This window comes from Bradyrhizobium sp. CSA112, assembly GCF_029051645.1.
Classification (GTDB): domain Bacteria; phylum Pseudomonadota; class Alphaproteobacteria; order Rhizobiales; family Xanthobacteraceae; genus Bradyrhizobium.
Window position 1 is genome coordinate 104,537 of the sequence record NZ_JAACFS010000006.1, and the last position, 17,852, is coordinate 122,388.

Genomic DNA, 17,852 nt, shown 5'->3' on the forward strand with positions numbered 1-17,852 from the left:
GTGTCAGTACCGCGGCATGCGCGTACCGACAGCGCCGGTGTAGGGATTCACATTCCCGCGCGTGCCGTAGTTATCCATCTGCGTGTTGTTCGGATTGGTCGCGCGCGAGCCGCCGACATAGGTGCCTTGGCTGTTGACGTATGGAGACACGGTGTGGCTGCGAGAATTTGAGCCGGTGCCGTAAAGCTGCGCCTGGGCGGCGGTCGCGGCCAGCGTCAAAGCCGCGGCCAAAATGATCTGCTTCATTCCCAGTCCCCCATGGTTTAATTTGCGGAGAGACACAACCACGCGTCGGATGGGATGCGCAATGCCGTAGAACCCCGGTGGCCGGCCTAAGCTGCCGTTGCTTGTTCGTACGGCGCTCGCTCAGCGAGACGCTGTTCAAGAGCGTCAATGGTAATCTTGAGATTATCGCGCCGCTCGATCAGGGTCCTTGCCAGCATTGGATACTTGACATCAGACCGGTTGGAAACGCTAGCGCGCTCTTCTTGGGCGGCGATCTCGCATTCGATCAGTTGAACGGTGCGGACAAGATCAGTCAGTATCTTACTGATCACTGCAGTTTCGCGCGCTGTCTCAAAACGAGGCTGCATACTCATTTGGGTGCTCCGAATGACTTAGTTCGGCACATCTGGAGATTAGTTGCCGAACAGTTGAAGCAACCATCGCAAGTTGTTGGCCAATATCGACCCGTAAGAACACGATTATCGAACCCGCGGAGCTTCGGTCCCGTGCCCCTCTCTCGCGGAGCCGTTCACGCTGGCGAGTCTGGCTTTTGTCGGTAGCCGGACAGACGAGGGCCAGGCCGCTAACCGGGCAGTTCAACGCACAATGCACGACATGGATTGCCGACTCCATCGGTGATATGGGCCGCAGGGGGGAGTTGGGCGGGATGTGGCCGGGCACTCGTTCCGAACCGGCAAACCTTCCTGCCACCCGTCGCGAACGCACGCTCCCTGTGACGTGCTGCGACAACCAACGCCGCATCCCCCCGTAGCCGAGGCTGGCCCAGTAAGAGCGAAAGCTACAAAGAAGGCCCCAAAGCAAGCAAAGCGGATCATCATGGCGGCTCCTCGTTGGCTTGAGTGCAGGGGTAAATTGCGCCGTGAATATCGTTCCTTTGCTCTACTCGCCGGCGGTTCACGCTGACGGGCATCTCCGCACAGCGAAGGGAGGGAGCCTGCCACTTGTTCCCGCTTGTGGCGTGTGTGCCTTTGATCCCAATTGCCCTGAGGTACGCACCTGACGGCCCCAGTCTTCCCCGCTGGGGCCGTTCCTTTGAGCGCGCGTGGACGGCTAACCTATGCCCCTGATCCGTAATCTTACGGGGCCAAATTCCGATCCCTGGGTGACAAAGCGAACCGACGTTTGTTCTATTCCGATCTAAGATGTTCGCGTTTTATCACGTTCGGAATGTTTGCGAATCGCCCGGCCCAACAGCCGGGCTTTCGTTTGAGAAAAGAAACGGCCCCAGCAGGGGGCTGATGGCTCGGGCCATCATTCCAATGCGCCAGGCGGCAGAGCCGGCGCGTATCTAAAACGCACTCCGGCTGCTCCCGTTCCGGTTTTTCCCGAACCTCGACGTACAGTCTGATACCGGACAGACGGACGAAGGGCGGGGAATTTTAAATGGCCTCATAGGGAGGCAGCGCCATGGGAAAACGGGGACGCATCAATCATGAGAAGACGTTTGAAGAGCGACTGGCGGAAGAGGCCCGACGCTTTAAAGAGGCAGCAGATAAGCTCCCGCACGGCACGGCCCGGGACCTACTTCTACGGCGGGCTCGCCAGGCTGAGACGGCCGCTCACATCAATGAGTGGCTGAGATCGCCCGGACTGCAACCCCCTACCTCATTGGGAAACTTGCTAGAGGATCAGGAGAAGTAAGGCTTACCTCAGTTGGCGGTCCTACAGCGACCCCAGTGCCTGCCAGACAATTGCCAGCACCAGGATCACAAGCCATCGCGTATGCGGTCAGGCGGCCGGTACGTTCATTCCTGGACCTCATATTCGAAAACGACGCCTTCGAGATCGTTTTCCTCAAACCATTTCTCGGCGGCGTCCATGGTGGCGAAGACCTTGACGTAATCGGCGTCGCCAACCTGCTTGCTTGTGTTGACGCAGACAAAAACGGTCATTGGTCTCTCTTCAGCTTGCGCTCGCCAGGAAGACGGGGCGTTAACTTTTTCTTAAACATTCGGCCGAGATAATTCACAGTTTAGGAAATTGCGAATCATCGGGCTGGAGATTTCCCATGCTCACGACGGTTCTTTTGATGGCCTTGGCCGCGCTAGCCGCTTGCACAGTTATTCTTGTTCGTTTCGAGTTGTTAGCCCGACGGCGAAGGGCTTTGCGACTGCAGGCTTAAGCAAGGCCCATCGGAGCTGCGCCATAGGGGGCCGGATGTCGGCGCCGCGCTTGCCGCACGCCTTGCAGACGAACTGCTCCAGACAGTCGAAGGTTGTCGGGCCAACAATCGGGGTCCATTTCGATCGAGTGGCTGCACCTGTAATCAGTGCAGTAGACGACAGCGCGGCGGAATGGCCCGGCGCGTGTCGTCCGGAACCGTCGTGCACCGGGCCACCTGCCACCTACCCAAAAAAGAGGAGTGCCGCTCCGCCCTACTCTATCCGTGGATCAGACGGTGGCCTTTGAATTGAGGAAGCAAGATTTATTAGCAGTTTCAAAGTGGTTGACAGGACACCCTTGGCGTCTGCGATTAGTGGTAGTGGAACGTAGAGTACAAGATCCGCGCGTCCTGGACGGAGCTCGCTGAGCATCTCGTGAAGCGTTGACTGGAAGGCTAGAAATAGTGCGCGCAAGATCGCGCTGCCGATTCTGCCGGGGATCGGCCAGAGTTGCTCGATGTTCTTCCGATCGGCACCTTGCGGCAAGTTAGCCATGGCGCGGCCGCGGCGTTCACACCCCGCAAACAGCATTCAGGGACCTTTTGCGAGGTACGGCGTTACTCTTGAGGAGCACGATGGAGGAATAGTCATGCCAGAGCGACGAACGGTGAAGAAGGCCCGGAAGGACAAGCGCGCGGGCAAGTCAACCACCACTCAGGCGGGCGAATTTGTGCATGAGGAGATCCGCAAGGTTCGCCGCGGCGAACATGGGGCGAGATCGCCGCAGCAGGCCATTGCCATTGGCCTATCCAAAGCGAGGCGTGCGGGCGTTGCTCTTCGCCCGCCACGGAGAGGCAAGGCCAAGGCGAGCACCCGCAAAAGTGCCGAGTACGCGTATGAGGCAGGCCAGGGCAAGCGAAAGCCCCGACGCCGGCCGCGCGTCTCGCGCGCCGTGTCACGGGTCCTTAAGAGCGAACCGCGCAGCACGGCGTCGCGCGCGGCGCTCTCCAAGCAAACGCGGCGTGCCGCCTCGCGCCGCACCGCCTCTGCTCGTTCTGCCGCAGCCAAGAAAGCCGTAAAGACAAAAGGCGCTGCTGGCCGCTCTGCCGCCGCCAAGAAAGCGGCGCGAACCAGAGCGCGTCGCCGACGATAGCGCGAGTTAGTCGATAGCTACTCCGGATCTAATTCCTGTCCGAACACATCGTCCGGACGACCTTTTCGTGAAGGGAGATGGGCGGGAAAAGGATTGACGCTGTCCGTGCCATTGATGCTCCGTGACTGCGGTGGTCCACTTCCTGGTTCTGCGGTGACAATGTCGCCCTGGACCGTCCAGCGCTGACCGGGCGGGCATTGATGTCGAACGCCGCGGCTGATCCGAGCTGATCCACGCACGCCCTATTTGTCGCGTGGTGTCCTTCGGCCTTTTCGGCGATCAGGGCGTATTTAGAAGCGAGGCGGCCGGCGCAGCACGGGTCGTAGCGGACCGTTTCGGAGGTGCCCCGATCAACGTGCAATACAATTCGAAGAAAGGCGGAGGTGCCACGATTGAAGGCCTGGCCATGTCCTTGCAAGCGGCGGCCAACGGGATGGACGCCGACAACGACATTCTGTTTTTGATTCTCACCTCGCACGGCTCCCGCACCGGCCTTGCAGTCAAAGCGGGGCGGCTTACGCAAACGCTCACGCCGTCTAATCTCGCCTACATGCTGGCGCGGACCGGCATGCGATACAAGGTGGTGGTCATCTCGGCCTGCTATTCCGGGGATACGCTGGTAATCACCGCGGCCGATTCCGACCATCTCGTTCGGCTGCCGGGACAAAGCCAAATGGACCTATTTCGGCAACGCGTTTTTCAATATAGCATTCCGGCAAGCCAAGAGCCTGAAGGACGCCTTTGTTGTTGCGCGTTCGCTCGTCAAAAAGCGAGAAGTGCGCGAGCGCTTCGAGCCGTCGAATCCCCTAATGGCAGGCGGCGAAACGTGCAGCCGTTGCTCATTTCGCGTCCCTGAGCGACCGGCCGCCTTCGCGGCCGACAAAAACCTCGTCCAAATTGACCTAATGACCGAAACGCGCCGCGGGCAAGGGGACCGTAGTAGCCAGCGGCGTAGGCGATCTTAAGGCCGTTCGGCGCTGGGATCATGTTTACGCGAATCGGCGCCTTGTGCCTTCTATGTTGCGTATCTCACTAGCGGCGCGGCTGCGCGCCTTACCGCATCCCCTTGTCTTGAAAATAGGAGGATGAACTAGGAACCATCGCGAGCCGGCGCGTTATTCGGGTAAGTGACGCTACGATGGGGAGGATTTCCATGCGAACCACAATCGTTGCGATGCTTATCGCAAGCGGAACCATGATCGCGCTGCCGGCGCAGGCGCAGCAGCAGACGACACCGAACCCGCAGATGCAGCAGATGCAGGAGGAGGCGGACAAGGGCGCCAAGACCCGCCAGTCCGGTGAGTCAGGCTATGTCGGCGAGCAGGAAAAGCCGGGCGCTTCCGCTCACCCCCCTGGGCGGACTGACACTGCTCCGCTGACAGCGGGCTCAGCCACCGGCACCTCGACGGGGACGCCAAGCAGCGGTGAAAGGCCGCGCTGAGACTCCTGGAGGTATAGCACGACTGAGCGTAATCTCGCCTTCCTGACGCGGGGTTTATTACCTTACCGCCAAGCGCCGAGGTTACACGTCAAGAGCCTGATCCATCCGGGACTGAACGCGATCTTCTGGATCCTGGAGCGCAAGCCGGACAAGATCAGCTACGTAACCGGCTGGCCCTATGTTCACACCGATGTCTGGAAAGGCATTGAGCCCGAGACCGGCAAGCCGATTGTCGACCCCGCGCACAAGCCGGTGGTCGGCAAGCGGATCGAGTTTTGCCGTCACTGTAGGGTGGCAAGGACTGGCCGTCGGCGGCCTACAGCGAGAAGACGAAATATGTCTATGTGCCGGCCAACGAGAACACCTGCGGCGGCTTCTCTGGCGAGAAGGTGCCGCTGGTTCCAGGCAAACTCTGGCTTGGCACCAAGCCCGAGGACATCGGTCTGACGCTCCGTCCCGGCGCCAAACACATCGGCGAACTACAGGCTTGGGATCCCGCAACCGGCAAGAAAGTCTGGTCGCACAACTTCCCGAAGTCGCAATTGTTCGGTTCGGTACTGGCGACCGCGGGCGATCTCGTCTTTGTCGGTGGGACCAATGATCGCTACTTTCGCGCCTTCGACGCCAAGAGCGGCGAACTATTGTGGGAGCAGAAGACCAACTCCGGCATCATGGGCATGCCGGTTTCCTATGAGGTCGACGGCACGCAATACATTGCGATCCAGTCCGGCTGGGGCGTCGACGCGCAACGCATCCAGGATGCGCTTGCCACCCAGAACGTCGGGGTGGAAAACAACGTGCCGCAGGGCGGCGTGGTTTGGGTGTTCGCCGTCAAGAAATGATTGGTAGGCGTTGCGCCGGCTTGGTATTGACCAGAGATGAGAAAGGGCGGCCAGCGATTGTTCGCCGCCCCTTTCTTGCTCCTGGCTTCCAGTGCTGGAGCTACTTGCCCTTGGTCTCGACCTTCTGTTTCTCGTCTTCGTTCATTTTCTTCACCACGGGATCGCGACTGGCTTCGCCGGTGGTCTGAGTTGTCGTGGCCGGCGGGCTTTCGTTTGGCATGGAGGTTTGCCCGGGCGGTGTCGTCGCCGGCCGCGTTGCGGTTGTGCTCGGCGGCGACGTGGTTTGAGCGGTCGCCGCCTGAGCATTCAAGAGAAGCACGCTCGACAGCAGCGACGCCGCGAGCGCCGTTGAGTTGGGTTTCATCGATCTGATCTCCTCTCAGGTCAAGGAAAACGGCCCGTTCGGTCTAACGTTCCCCTTACGCCTCCTATTGCTTGCCGATCGGCAACGCGCGGATGCGCTTGCCGGTCGCGGCGAAGATCGCGTTGATCAGCGCCGGCGCAAAGGGCGGCACACCGGGCTCGCCGACGCCGCTCGGCGGCGTGTCCGGGCCGGCAGGTACGATGTAGACGTTCGTCACGGCCGGGGATTCGTCGATCCGAAGCAACGGGAAATCGTCGAAATTGCCCTGTTGCACCTTGCCGTCCTTGAAGGTGATCTCGCCATATTTGGCGAGGCTCAGGCCCATGATGGCGGCGCCCTCGATCTGCGACTGGATCCGATCCGGATTGACATAGGTTCCGCAATCGATGGCGGTATCGACCCGCGGCACGGTGAGCTTGCCCTTGTCGTCAACGGCTACCTCGACGATCGTCGCGATATAGCTGACAAAGCTGCAACGGCACGTTTTTGGTCAAGAGCCCTTACGCAGTGGCCCACATGAGACGAGATTTTTTCGAAGAGATGGGCTTCGCTGCTGGAGGAGTTGGGAATAGGTGTAACTCTGCGATAGTCGCATTGTGCATCTACCATTGCCGCTTCCGAGGTATGTTTCGGATATGCCTACAACGATCGGGCTCGCTGTCACGCTAGCTTTCTCGCTGGTTGCTTTCACAATGCCAACATCGGTTTGGGCAACCGGTCCGACTTTGACGGTGTCAGCCCATCGCGGCGTCCAAATCTTCGATCGGGACGCGCTGCTTGCCCGCACGGATGTCGTCGAAATCACCACGTCGCGTGATGTCGCATACCGTACTCCTCGGACGTATCGAGCCGTGGCGCTCGCGAAGTTGCTTGAAGGAGTTGCCATTCCGCCCGATGCCGTGGTGGAAGCGGTAGCGCAAGACGGCTTCGTGACGCAACTCCCTCGCGATCTGGTCTACGCCAAAGACGGCATCGTCGCGTATATGGCAATCGAAGCCGCCGACAGGCCGTGGCCGCCAATTCCAGGTAAGGATAAGAGCGCAGGCGCCTTCTATGTCGTATGGCTCGGCGATCAAGCGTCATCCGTCCCAACCATGATGTGGCCCTACCAACTTGTCAGTTTATCGGTGCAAGACGCGCCAGCCAAGCGGTGGCCCTCGCTCGCGGTTGATCCCATGCTCCCTGCCCTCCATCCGGCACGAGACGGGCAAACCCTCTTCGTGAACAAATGCTTCACATGCCACACGATGAACCACGCAGGATCGGCGTCGGCTGGCCCCGATCTGAATCTGCCGATGAACCCAACCGAGTACTTCACCGATGCCGGTTTGCGCGCGCTGATCCGAGATCCACGCTCGGTGCGGGTTTGGCCCGAGCAGCGGATGCCCAGCTTTGCCGAAGAGGACCTGAGCGATGAGGAACTCGACCTGATCTTGGCGTATTTGAATCACATGGCGGATAGGAAGAGCCGAGCAACGGAGGGTGGCAGCAGCAAACGCTAAGTAAATCGTAAAACTCGAGTACGGTTAGCGACAATGAGGGCGTAGTCGCCGCCGACAGGCGTCATCATAGCCAAGCCAAACTCAGTGCGATAGCAAGGCAGCTCAATGAAAGGCCCCGAAAGACCTTGCTATATCAAACCCCAGCTGAGAAGTTCGCGGAATGTGTTGCAGCGATCAGTTGAACCCGCCGCGCCCATATCGGACATTCGCCCGTAAATCACGGGCCGTCCGGATCGGGTAAGGCGACGGACTTCAATGCGGCCTCAACCCTTCCAGCCGGCCTTGCGCAAACCCTCGACGAGATGGGCGTGGTCCTCCGGCCGAAACCACGGTGCTCTCTTGCGGACATACATGTCGAATGCCCCCGGTGCGCGCGAGACGGCTTTCTCCAATGCATCCTTTGCTTCCGTTGTGCGCCCAAGTTGGCCCAGCGCCGCCGCGGGCCAGCGGTAGATCATCGGAAAATCGGGAAACGACCGGATCAGGCGTTTCGCGGCTTCGATCGAAGCCTCGTATTCGCTGCAGAAATATAGTCCGCACGCAACGTGCAACAAACGTACTGCCAGATACGGATCGCGGGGATCGAGCCTAATACAGGTTTCGAGAGCCGTGATCCCTTCCCTTGGCTGTCCCGCAAAGATCAGCGTCGCGCCCCTGTGGCCATGCGCGATGGCCAGATTTGGACTCATTGAGAGAGCTCGCTCGATCTCCGCCAACGCACCGTCGGCGTCGCCGCGCGCTTGCAGGGCCCAGCCAAGGCATGAACGGGATTCTGCATCGGCGCCATCGAGCGCGACCGCGCGACGGGCCAAGGCCTCGGCCGAGCGTTGCGCGCTTGGCAGATCCAGCTTCTGGTAGATCGCGGCCGCTTGCAGCTGATACAAGGCGAGCGCGCTGTAGCCGCCGGCGAAGGTCGGGTCGAGCTCGATTGCCTGCTTAAAAAAACCCTCTGCCGTCGCATCGCCGTCTAGGGTAGCTTTGCTCAGATGCCACAGACCGCGCTGATAGGCCGCCCAGGCATCAAGGCTCTCCGGTGGCTTGCGCATCGCGCGCCGCAGCTCGGCGTCTGCAATGGCCGGTGCCAGGGCGGTCGTCAACGCTTCGGTGAGTTCGTCCTGCATCGCGAAAATATCGGCGAGATCGCGGTCGTAGCGCTCGGCCCACATGTGGTTGCTGGTTCCCGCCTCTATCAATTGCGCAGTGACGCGGATCCGATTGCCGGCCTTGCGCACGCTACCTTCGAGCACATAGCGCACGCCGAGCTCGCGTCCGACCTGTTTCACATCGACGGCGCGCCCCTTGTAGGTGAAGGACGAGTTCCGGGCGATGACGAACAGCGAGGGATAGTGCGATAGTGCCGTGATCACATCCTCGGCGACCCCGTCGGAGACGAACTCTTGCTCGGGATCGCCACTCATATTGGTAAATGGCAACACGGCGACGGACGGTTTGTCGGGCAATGCGAGCGCCGGAACCTCAGGTTTGCGCGTCGCGGGCCGCTGGCTGGGATCGATGATACGGTAAACGTGGACAGGCCGGGCGATATTCTTCAGCGTTTGCTCGCCCGCGTCCTCGACGTCGAACGACACCTTATCGCGGGCGTGACTGAGGACTGTGCGTGAGATACATATGCCGCCGGGTTCGGCCAGCGCCTCAAGTCGCGCCGCGATGTTCACGCCATCGCCATAGAGGTCTCGGCCTTCGATCATCACGTCCCCAAGATTAACCCCGACGCGAAACTCAATTCGTTTCTCCAGCGGTACGTCGGCATTGCGTTCGACCATGCCTTGCTGAACCTCGATCGCGCAGCGAACTGCATCCACCACGCTTGGAAACTCAATCAGAATTCCATCACCGGTCGTTTTCACGATGCGGCCGCGATGTTGCTTGTTCTTTGGATCAATCAGCTCGCGGCGAAGCACCTTGAGGCGGGCGAGCGTGCCCTCTTCGTCCGCACCCATCAGCCGGCTATAGCCGGCAATATCGGCGGCGAGAATAGCCGCGAGCTTGCGTTTGGTCTGATCTAGAGCCATTGGGGGTCTGTTTCCCCAGTTCCTTATCTCCATACTACCACCAAATGCTTTGGCTTTGGGGTCATTCATGGGGATGGCCCGTCGTGAGATGGGACATCGTCTGCGCCGCATAGACAAGGTCCCATCCTTCCGACTAGAGTTGAGGGTCATCGCTTTGGCGGCGTAACCAAGATGCCCGCCCCTTAGCTCGCATCACGAATATGAGCGGCCGCAGGCGGACCATCGATGGCATGCCCTGCAAACGGTGCGGCGCTACCCCTCACGCGGAAGCCGGATGAGAGGGGTAAAATCCGTCAGGGTCCACACCCGAGGAGCAACAGCACGACCCCACATATCCCCGAGCAATTTGCCACCAGGTTGATCGACCGGAGTCCCTTCGTGATCATAGGCAACACGATGCCGCCCCGAGATCCTGAAGACGAAGAGGATGAGGACGAAGAGGAAGAGGACCGCGCCGACGAACCGCCGGTCGTGCGCGAGCCGGACGAAGACTAGGGCATGATGTTTTTAGGACTGGGCATGGGCCGAGTTTCGGAAATGGGACATTCGGCGGGCATAATTGCTCGGAGGATTTCGCCAATTGTGATGCAGTTGATTTCGGCCGAGCCTGCCACGGCCTTCGAAGGGCTCAGCTTGGCGAAGACTTGTCGATCGGATTCCGATTCGGCGAGTGAACGGACGTCGCGGTCGCGGCGGTTGATGTCTGGCAGCCAGCCGCTTGGCCAATGTCCGCTTTTGCACGCCAGAAGCAGTCGAGCGGCATCGTTAACTCGGTAAGATGTTATCTGCTGATCAAGTAACCACCGACGAGCATGAGGCAAATTCCCACGCCCTTTTGTAGCATCCTCATGCGGCCTAGCGATTCCCTGGCCACGTGAGGAAAAAACAGTGTCAACACGATACCGAGCGCAAAGACGAAAAGAGGCTGGAACGAATTTACGAGAAGAACCAATGCGACCGGCGCCAGGAGGGTCGCGTAAAGCGTGATGGCTTCGCTGACGCTGAACAATGTCTTGCTCAACGCGATGAGGCCAACAGCGCCGACTTTCGATTGCTTGAAGAGGTCAAGGAAATCTCTGCTGTAACTTGGAACGCAGACCAGCAAAGTCAAACCTGTAATCGTTTGGCCGACGAATCCCCAAAAAAGCGAAACCCAAAAACCCTTGTCGATGGCGATCAGCTTGAAAATGACGCCATTTACCGCACTCAAGAAGCAAGCCCCCAGCATCAATGCCACGACGTTTCGCTTGAACCGCATTCCCCGCCGACCAAACTCAAACGACAATGCGAGCGCACCGACAATAATGACGAACGAACCCAATCCTTGAGCAAGCGTGATCGTTTCACTCAGGATGAAATAACCGAGGACGTAAGCAAAGATTGGCACCATCTGATAAAACGGTGTGACGAACGATGCTTCATCGATGTCGAGTGCGTAGAGATAGCAAACAGCGGCAAGGACGCTCGACATCCCGGTCGCGCCAAGCGCGACTCCTTGAACAAAGCTGACGTCGTACACGTCCGGCTGAATGAACGATACGATCGCGATCGCTACGCCGCTCAACAGCGAAGAGAGTATGACAATAGATCCGATACTTTTCTGCTTGAGGTATCTCGACAGCAAGAACTTGTCGTTGTGATTGGCGCAAGCAAGTAAGAATGGCGCCCACAGGGCGATGAAAAACCAGCTCATAATCGACACTCCGCCAGGAATTGTCTTCAGTTCCGCCGAGGCGGAAAACTGTGGCTGATCCCCATTACCGGCCCCTTGTGTGCGTTTCACCGCGTCAGAACTGAAACCCCAAAAGAAATTCTGCGGCGTCCACGATCTTTCCGGACCTCAAGCCTAGCACTTGCGGCCCTGCCAGGCGATGCAGCGTGGCATTCACCGTCCGCGAATTCGGGCCGAATGGCGGCTTTGCAAACCGATCGCATCGACGCGCCAGGATCTGCACGAGGGACAAATGCAGCGTGCCCACACCTTGTAGATTGCGCCATTTGGGAACTTAGGCGGAGTAATTGAATTATTTGGTTGCCGGAGTCGATGCTCGGGGGCGCCTGTCATGCGGATGATACAGACGCGGAATCCGATAAGTTCTGCCGATCTCGCAGGCCACCCGGTGCGGGGACAGACAGTTTGCACCGAACGGCGAGCGCCTTGGTCAAGACTTCGCGGTGTCAAGACCGCTCCTTCATGCAACACAACGGACATCCGATCTTTCTTTGATCGATGTGCGTCAACAGGATCTCCCGAGCAGCACGGCCACCCGCAACGGCTGCTCGAATACCGAGTGGCGCTCGTGCGAAACCTGGCTCGAATCCAGCCCTCTGATGTGGTGCTGGACCTCGGTTGCGGCAACGGCCATCACCTGCTCGCCCTTGCACCTGAAATAGCTCGTGGCATCGGGATTGATGTCTCGCAGGGCATGATCGCAGCGGCGCGCGCTCGACTTGGGAACTCAGCCTGGAAAGCCAACCTTACGTTTGAAGTGGGCAACGCCGAGGAGCTGAACGCAATCCCGGACCAGTCGGTCGATCTGGCGATTTGTATCGGCGCCTTCGAGCACATGCTGGACAAGCGAGCGGTGTTGGCCAGCGTCTATAGGGTGCTGAAGAGTGGTGGCCGTTTTTTCTGCCTAACACCGGATGCCGATTACGTTTGGTATCGGACGATAGCGCCTGTGTTGGGGTATGGCACCAAGCATCTATCCACTGACCGAATACTGACTCAGGAAGAAATTTCCGTGCTGCTGGATCAAGCTGGGTTTTGCCGCATTCGCTCTGTTCCCTGGACGTTCATTCCCAAGGGAGACGTGCCCGCCCTCGTTGCGCTACTGCTCACGATACTTGATGTCATCGGGCGGCACGCTCGATTGGATTCTTTTCGCGGCGGCCTCTCACTATGCGCCTGGAAGGAGGCGAAAGCTACCTAGCAGCGAAAGGAATCATGAAGAGGCATATTGTTGGGCTTGCGGCTCGCGCCAATCCGTCTGACTTGGCGCAACCATCTCTGGATCCGCACCGTGCGCACGTCTCCATGCAATGAACTGCACCTCGCGTTCGCCGTGCCGGGTGATCTCGCCACGCCGACCGGAGGTTATCGCTATGATCGACGCATCATCCAAGAGCTTCGCGGGCTCGGTTGGCACGTCGATGTCGCCAACATAGGCGATAGCTTTCCATTCCCGAGCATCGCGCAGCGCGCGACCGCGCTGGCGATACTGTCCGCGGTGCCGGCTGGCTGTCCGATGGTCCTCGATGGGCTTGCGTTCGGGGCCCTGCCCGAAGCCGGCGCGCTCCGATCCCGCACGCCGCTCATCGCGCTGGTGCACCAACCGCTTGCTCTGCACGCCGGTCTGGACAGGACGCAGGTAGACGTATTCCGCGAAAGCGAGCGCGCTGCGCTCGCTGCGGCCGCGCACGTCGTGGTCACGAGTGAGGCAACCGCCCGGATTGTGATCGCTGATTACGACGTCCCGGCTCAGCGCGTCAGCGTGGTCCGACCGGGTAATGATCCTGTTCCGTCAGCGCCCGGCAGCAACGATGGCGTCGTTCGGCTTCTCTCGGTCGGTTCAGTGGTGCCGGGCAAAGGATACGATCTGCTGATCGCTGCTCTGGCCGCACTTGCCCACATGCCCTGGCGGCTGACGATCGCGGGTGACCGGACCCGCAACCCGGCCGCCGCCGCGCAGCTTGACGCCGACATCCGGGCCTACGGCCTCGGCGACAGGGTCGCGGTGCTCGGCGCCCTGCCAGCTGAGCACATCATCGAACTCTATTTGGCATCCGACATATTTGTTCTCGCGTCGCGTTTCGAAGGGTATGGGATGGCGCTCGCCGAAGCGATCGGGCACGGGCTTCCGGTCGTGTCTACTACGGCGGGTGCAATTCCCGATACAGTGCCGGCAGAGGCCGGCTTGCTGGTGCCTCCGGACGATACGATCGCATTGGCGCAGGCACTGCGCCGTCTGATCAGCGATACGCCTGAACGGCGGCGACTTGCCACTAATGCTCGCGCGGCAGCGGCTCAGCTTCCCACTTGGCAAGATTCCGCCCGACTGTTTGCCAGCGCAATCGAGACGATCGGTAAATGATTCTAGACACGAAGGTCCAGCTCGCAGGTCGACATCGGCGGCATCGTGCGAGGTCCGCAGATGGAACTTCCAGGATGCGCGCCGATTAGTTATTCAGGAACAAATGGAGTGATCAGTGCACGCGCGAGATCGCCCAGCGCCGGGCACGGAACGTTCGACAGATGTCGATGCGTCCAAGCTCGCGTCTCTTACCCAAACAGAGCAGTTCTATTCAAGTATCCTGAGGGATCTTCTCGAATCGGATCTTCTGTTCATGATCGGAGGCGGGTACGCCGTAAATCTTTATACCCACGCGCGGCACCCGACAAAGGACTTGGACATTTTTACCACTGCCGCGGAGTTCCCCCGCCTGCTCTCTCACCTACAGCGGAACAATCGGGTGTCGGCGGATGAGAGTTGGCTGGGAAAAGTTCACCGCGGCCGCGATTTCGTTGACGTCATCTTTGGTTCCAGCAATGGCGCCGTGCCGGTTCAGGAAGAGTGGTTTCGGTATGCGGCACGGGCTCAAGTGCTCGGGCATTGCGTGCCTGTGATCAACCCCACCGAGCTGATCTGGTCCAAGGCGTTCATCCAGAAGCGGAGCCGTCATGATGGCGTCGATATCGTCCATCTCATTCTTAAGCAGCGAGAGGCAATCGATTGGCAGCGCCTGATCATGTACATGAACCCACATTGGGAGATACTGCTTTGTCATCTGCTCACGTTTCGTTGGATCTATCCGAGCGAGCGAGATGCCATTCCGGATTGGCTGCTTGACGATCTTCTTGAACGATTGAGTCGGCAGCGGGAAGGTCCGCCACCGGCGACGAAACTCTGCCGCGGTCGGTTGCTTTCCGGCTCCGATTACCGAAGTGCGACCGAGAAATGGGGCTTCCTGAACATCGAAGACGAGTGCGGCAATGAACGATGATGCAAGTTCGTTCACCTTTGCAAGCATCGGCGATCTTCATGTGAAGGATGGGCAGTCGGGCTCGCTTCGTGAATTGTTTCAAGCAATCTCGAAGAGTGCCGGCGCGCTGGTCCTTTGCGGCGACCTCACTGACACCGGAACTCCGGCACAAGCGGAAATCCTCGCCAAAGAGCTGCGTGTCTGCTCTATCCCGGTAATCGGCGTCCTTGGGACCCACGATTACGAGTCCGGACATGCCGACGAGGTGAAACGAATCCTTTGTGACGCAGGCATACACCTGCTCGATGGCCAGGCAGCCGAAGTTGGTGGCGTGGCATTTATTGGTGTGAAGGGCTTTGCCGGCGGATTTGGTCCACGAATGCTGAGCTCTTTCGGCGAGCCGGCGATCAAGACGTTTGTTGCCGAAGCGATGAATGAAGCGATGCGGCTGGAGAACATCATGCGCACGGTGAACAGCCGGCGCGCCGTCGTGGTCCTTCACTACGCCCCGATTGTCGGCACGGTAGAGGGTGAGCCTCTCGAAATTTATCCCTTCCTCGGGTGCTCGCGCCTTGCAGAGACCATTGACCGCTTCAAAGTATGCGCCGTCGTGCATGGTCATGCGCATCGCGGGAAGTATGAGGGCCGCACGCCCGCCGGAGCGCCGGTGTACAACGTCGCCATGGGCGTGCAGAAGCCTTCAGGGTTGCCCTATGCGCTAATTTCCGTCTGACGGTGGGCGTTCACTGTAAGCCCCTTGCATTGAGCGAGTCGTCTCTGGGCAGTCATCCGAGTTCACGCGTACTTTTTGGCCGCGCGAGCCTTCGCTTACGGCCGCGCTGCCCTGACAGAAGCCTATCGGAAATGTGAGGAGGAGAATGTCCGGCAGTGCCGGACATTCTGGAAAGGCAGCTCCACTATGCCTCCAAAGATTCGGACAACGGTTTGGATGCTGCGCAGAACGTGCGACTAATCGCGTCAGCCGAACGGTACTACCGCGTCATGTATTTCGGGGCGCGGAATCTTGGATCTGCGGGATACCCATATGTTCGACATGCTAGGCCACATCCTGAATTCCAGCCGCTGCTCATATTCCCGGCCATTTGCTGGGTTCCGGAGGCTCAGGCCGACTTGCGCTGCGGCTTGGCCGCCGCCTTCCGCGCCGGTGCTTCCTTGGATTTCTTGCCTTATCGCATTTCCTTCTGCCCGCTCGCGTCGTTGTGGCGGCCTTACTACAGCTTAGCCGTCGAGCATTGGTTCCTAGTTCGGATGATGTTCGTTGCAAACGCGTAGGAGAATTGCGATCGACGCCGTCACGGGTTCGTTGGGTCAATCCGGCCGCGCGTATCACTGCAGCCACGACATCGGGAAAAGTGCATGATGACGAAGCCGATCCACGGCATTATAAAATCCTGCCACCTTCCAGGGCAAGGTGACCCGCGAACAAAGAGGAGCGTCGCCAGATCGGAAGTGCTTGTAGCAAAGAGGTTATGGCTTCTCATTCGTCGGCGGGCGGTGCAGACTACCCCTTATAACACGTCAAGCCGCCGGGAGCCCCAGTCCGAGATAAGAACATGGCTGTTAGTGCGAGTACCGATGTTGCCTCCGCCCTATGGTATCGCGGACCCGGAGAGGTCGAGATTCGCCGTGAAGTGATGGCTCCACCCCGCGTAGGCGAAGTACGCGTGAAAACAATCTATAGCGCGATCAGCCGGGGCACTGAATCCCTGGTGTTTGGCGGGCGTGTACCCGTGAGCGAATTCGAGAGGATGCGCGCGCCGTTCATGGCGGGTGATTTCCCCTTTCCCGTCAAGTACGGCTATGCCGCCGTCGGACGGGTCGAGAGTGGCGGTGGCGTCTTGCAGGGCAAGAACGTCTTCGCGCTCTTCCCGCACCAGACCGCTTTCAACATCCCTGCGAGCGCAGCCGTCGCGCTTCCGGAGGACGTGCCACCACGACGCGCAGTGCTGGCGGCCAACATGGAAACCGCGCTCAACGGCGTGTGGGACGCTACACCAGCACCAGCCGACCGCATCGTGGTCATAGGGGCTGGGGTGGTCGGTTCTCTCGCCGCGTATCTGTGCGGGCGGATTCCTGGTACGGACGTCACGCTTGTCGATATCAATCCAGGCCGGGCGAGATTAGCAGGAACACTCGGGGTTAGTTTCGCTGAACCCGGGGAAGCAAGGGGTGACTGCGACCTCGTCGTTCACGCCAGCGGTTCGCCCGATGGACTACGCACGGCGCTCGAACTGGGTGGAGACGAGGCTACTGTGCTCGAGATGAGTTGGTATGGTGACGCGGCAGTGACCGCAATGCTTGGCGGCTCTTTCCATGGCCGCCGGCTTCGGCTGATATCGAGCCAAGTCGGGCGCGTTGCCCCATCGCACCGTCCGCGCTGGACGTGCGTCCGCCGTCTCGCGGCGGCCGTCGCGCTGCTCAACGATCCACGACTCGATGCATTGCTGGAACCGGCAGTTGCGTTTGGCGATTTGCCGGATCAACTGCCGGGAATTCTCGACACCAAGGCCGGCGTACTCTGCCAGCCCATCGTTTATTCGTAAGGAGGTGCCTTGTTCACCGTCGAAGTTCGCGACCATATCATGATCGCTCATTCTTTCCGCGGCGCGGTTTTCGGACCCGCGCAGAAGTTGCACGGGGCGACCTTCGTTGTCGATGCAGCCTTCATCGCGGACACTCTCGATAACAATGGAATTGTTATCGACATCGGCCGCGCGCACAATGCGCTTAAGGCGGTGCTGGCGCCCCTCAACTTCAACAATCTCGACGACGTGCCCGAGTTCAAGGGCAGCAATACCACTACGGAATTTCTGTCCAAGTATGTTTTTGACGGGCTGGCGAAGCCAGCCCGAGCTGGCGAACTCGGCCGTCCCGGCCGCGAGCTAAAGGCCCTGCGCATCACGCTCTCAGAATCACACGTCGCCCGCGCGCAATACGAGGCGCCCTTGTGGTGATTACGTCGTCTTCGCTGTGCCGGACAGCCTCGATACGCCAACCGGGGCTATGGGGTCATCGCTGAACTGCGGGAATTGGACCGGTTTGGTCGAGTGTCTCAATATCGGCGAACGATTTCCTTCGCCCGATGAGGCGATCCGGTCCACCGCGCCATCGCTGCCGCTGAAGGTGCCGACCGGAAAGCCGATCGGGCTGGACGACCCGGCGTTG

Annotated in this window: 16 protein-coding genes and 3 pseudogenes; 12 read left to right on the forward strand and 7 right to left on the reverse strand. The window is 59.7% G+C overall.

Features of this window, described 5'->3' with window-relative positions:
• Positions 1 to 3: 3 nt before the first annotated feature.
• From GWE18_RS14650 to GWE18_RS14665, 3 genes are all read right to left on the reverse strand, one after another.
• Positions 4 to 246, reverse strand: coding sequence for a hypothetical protein (locus GWE18_RS14650; RefSeq protein WP_275186439.1), 243 nt, complete (start codon positions 244 to 246; stop codon positions 4 to 6).
• Positions 247 to 332: 86 nt separating this feature from the next.
• Positions 333 to 599, reverse strand: a complete 267-nt coding sequence (locus GWE18_RS14655; RefSeq protein ID WP_275186440.1) for a hypothetical protein — start codon at positions 597 to 599, stop codon at positions 333 to 335.
• Between the two features lie 1,392 nt (positions 600 to 1,991).
• Positions 1,992 to 2,138 carry a hypothetical protein gene (locus tag GWE18_RS14665; RefSeq protein WP_275186442.1) on the reverse strand — a complete coding sequence of 49 codons (147 nt, stop codon included), beginning with the start codon at positions 2,136 to 2,138 and terminating at the stop codon, positions 1,992 to 1,994.
• A gap of 1,718 nt (positions 2,139 to 3,856) precedes the next feature.
• Between GWE18_RS14665 and GWE18_RS14670 the strand changes: the two genes are divergently transcribed.
• The 3 genes and pseudogenes from GWE18_RS14670 to GWE18_RS14680 form a co-directional block, all read left to right on the forward strand.
• Positions 3,857 to 4,357 (forward strand): C13 family peptidase, encoded by a 501-nt coding sequence (locus GWE18_RS14670; protein WP_275186443.1) that lies wholly within the window; start codon positions 3,857 to 3,859, stop codon positions 4,355 to 4,357.
• 297 nt (positions 4,358 to 4,654) lie between these two features.
• A complete protein-coding gene (locus tag GWE18_RS14675; RefSeq protein ID WP_275186444.1) occupies positions 4,655 to 4,942 on the forward strand; it encodes a hypothetical protein in 288 nt (95 codons plus the stop codon).
• An 87-nt stretch (positions 4,943 to 5,029) separates the two neighbouring features.
• A pseudogene (locus GWE18_RS14680) lies at positions 5,030 to 5,784 on the forward strand (PQQ-binding-like beta-propeller repeat protein); the annotation flags it as partial.
• A 100-nt stretch (positions 5,785 to 5,884) separates the two neighbouring features.
• Here the strand turns inward: GWE18_RS14680 and GWE18_RS14685 are convergent.
• A complete protein-coding gene (locus GWE18_RS14685; protein WP_275186445.1) occupies positions 5,885 to 6,148 on the reverse strand; it encodes a hypothetical protein in 264 nt (87 codons plus the stop codon).
• A 64-nt stretch (positions 6,149 to 6,212) separates the two neighbouring features.
• Positions 6,213 to 6,620, reverse strand: a pseudogene (locus GWE18_RS14690) (molybdopterin cofactor-binding domain-containing protein); the annotation flags it as partial.
• A 259-nt stretch (positions 6,621 to 6,879) separates the two neighbouring features.
• On the opposite strand from GWE18_RS14690, the gene GWE18_RS14695 reads away from it, so the two are divergent.
• Together GWE18_RS14695 and GWE18_RS14700 are read left to right on the forward strand one after the other, a co-directional pair.
• The gene (locus tag GWE18_RS14695; protein WP_275186446.1) at positions 6,880 to 7,650 is read left to right on the forward strand and encodes a cytochrome c; all 771 of its coding nucleotides are present in this window, start codon (positions 6,880 to 6,882) and stop codon (positions 7,648 to 7,650) included.
• Between the two features lie 65 nt (positions 7,651 to 7,715).
• Positions 7,716 to 7,832, forward strand: a pseudogene (locus GWE18_RS14700) (IS30 family transposase); the annotation flags it as partial.
• 81 nt (positions 7,833 to 7,913) lie between these two features.
• Here the strand turns inward: GWE18_RS14700 and GWE18_RS14705 are convergent.
• Complete coding sequence (locus tag GWE18_RS14705; RefSeq protein WP_275186447.1) at positions 7,914 to 9,752, reverse strand: adenylate/guanylate cyclase domain-containing protein; 1,839 nt, start codon at positions 9,750 to 9,752, stop codon at positions 7,914 to 7,916.
• Between the two features lie 712 nt (positions 9,753 to 10,464).
• Positions 10,465 to 11,376 (reverse strand): EamA family transporter, encoded by a 912-nt coding sequence (locus GWE18_RS14710; RefSeq protein WP_275186448.1) that lies wholly within the window; start codon positions 11,374 to 11,376, stop codon positions 10,465 to 10,467.
• A 598-nt stretch (positions 11,377 to 11,974) separates the two neighbouring features.
• Here GWE18_RS14710 and GWE18_RS14715 point away from each other — a divergent pair.
• The 7 genes from GWE18_RS14715 to GWE18_RS14745 all read left to right on the forward strand — a co-directional run bounded on the left by GWE18_RS14715 (position 11,975) and on the right by GWE18_RS14745 (position 17,641).
• The gene (locus GWE18_RS14715; protein ID WP_275186449.1) at positions 11,975 to 12,616 is read left to right on the forward strand and encodes a methyltransferase domain-containing protein; all 642 of its coding nucleotides are present in this window, start codon (positions 11,975 to 11,977) and stop codon (positions 12,614 to 12,616) included.
• Between the two features lie 90 nt (positions 12,617 to 12,706).
• Positions 12,707 to 13,777 (forward strand): glycosyltransferase family 4 protein, encoded by a 1,071-nt coding sequence (locus GWE18_RS14720; RefSeq protein ID WP_275186450.1) that lies wholly within the window; start codon positions 12,707 to 12,709, stop codon positions 13,775 to 13,777.
• 115 nt (positions 13,778 to 13,892) lie between these two features.
• Positions 13,893 to 14,687 carry a hypothetical protein gene (locus GWE18_RS14725; RefSeq protein WP_275186451.1) on the forward strand — a complete coding sequence of 265 codons (795 nt, stop codon included), beginning with the start codon at positions 13,893 to 13,895 and terminating at the stop codon, positions 14,685 to 14,687.
• On the forward strand, positions 14,677 to 15,399 hold the full coding sequence (locus GWE18_RS14730; RefSeq protein ID WP_275186452.1) for a metallophosphoesterase: 723 nt from the start codon (positions 14,677 to 14,679) through the stop codon (positions 15,397 to 15,399). Before GWE18_RS14725 ends, GWE18_RS14730 begins: the two co-directional genes overlap by 11 nt.
• A gap of 155 nt (positions 15,400 to 15,554) precedes the next feature.
• Positions 15,555 to 15,959, forward strand: a complete 405-nt coding sequence (locus tag GWE18_RS14735; protein ID WP_275186453.1) for a hypothetical protein — start codon at positions 15,555 to 15,557, stop codon at positions 15,957 to 15,959.
• Positions 15,960 to 16,351: 392 nt separating this feature from the next.
• Complete coding sequence (locus GWE18_RS14740) at positions 16,352 to 17,230, forward strand: zinc-binding alcohol dehydrogenase (protein ID WP_275186454.1); 879 nt, start codon at positions 16,352 to 16,354, stop codon at positions 17,228 to 17,230.
• Positions 17,231 to 17,239: 9 nt separating this feature from the next.
• The gene (locus GWE18_RS14745; protein WP_275186455.1) at positions 17,240 to 17,641 is read left to right on the forward strand and encodes a 6-carboxytetrahydropterin synthase; all 402 of its coding nucleotides are present in this window, start codon (positions 17,240 to 17,242) and stop codon (positions 17,639 to 17,641) included.
• Positions 17,642 to 17,852: the final 211 nt, after the last annotated feature.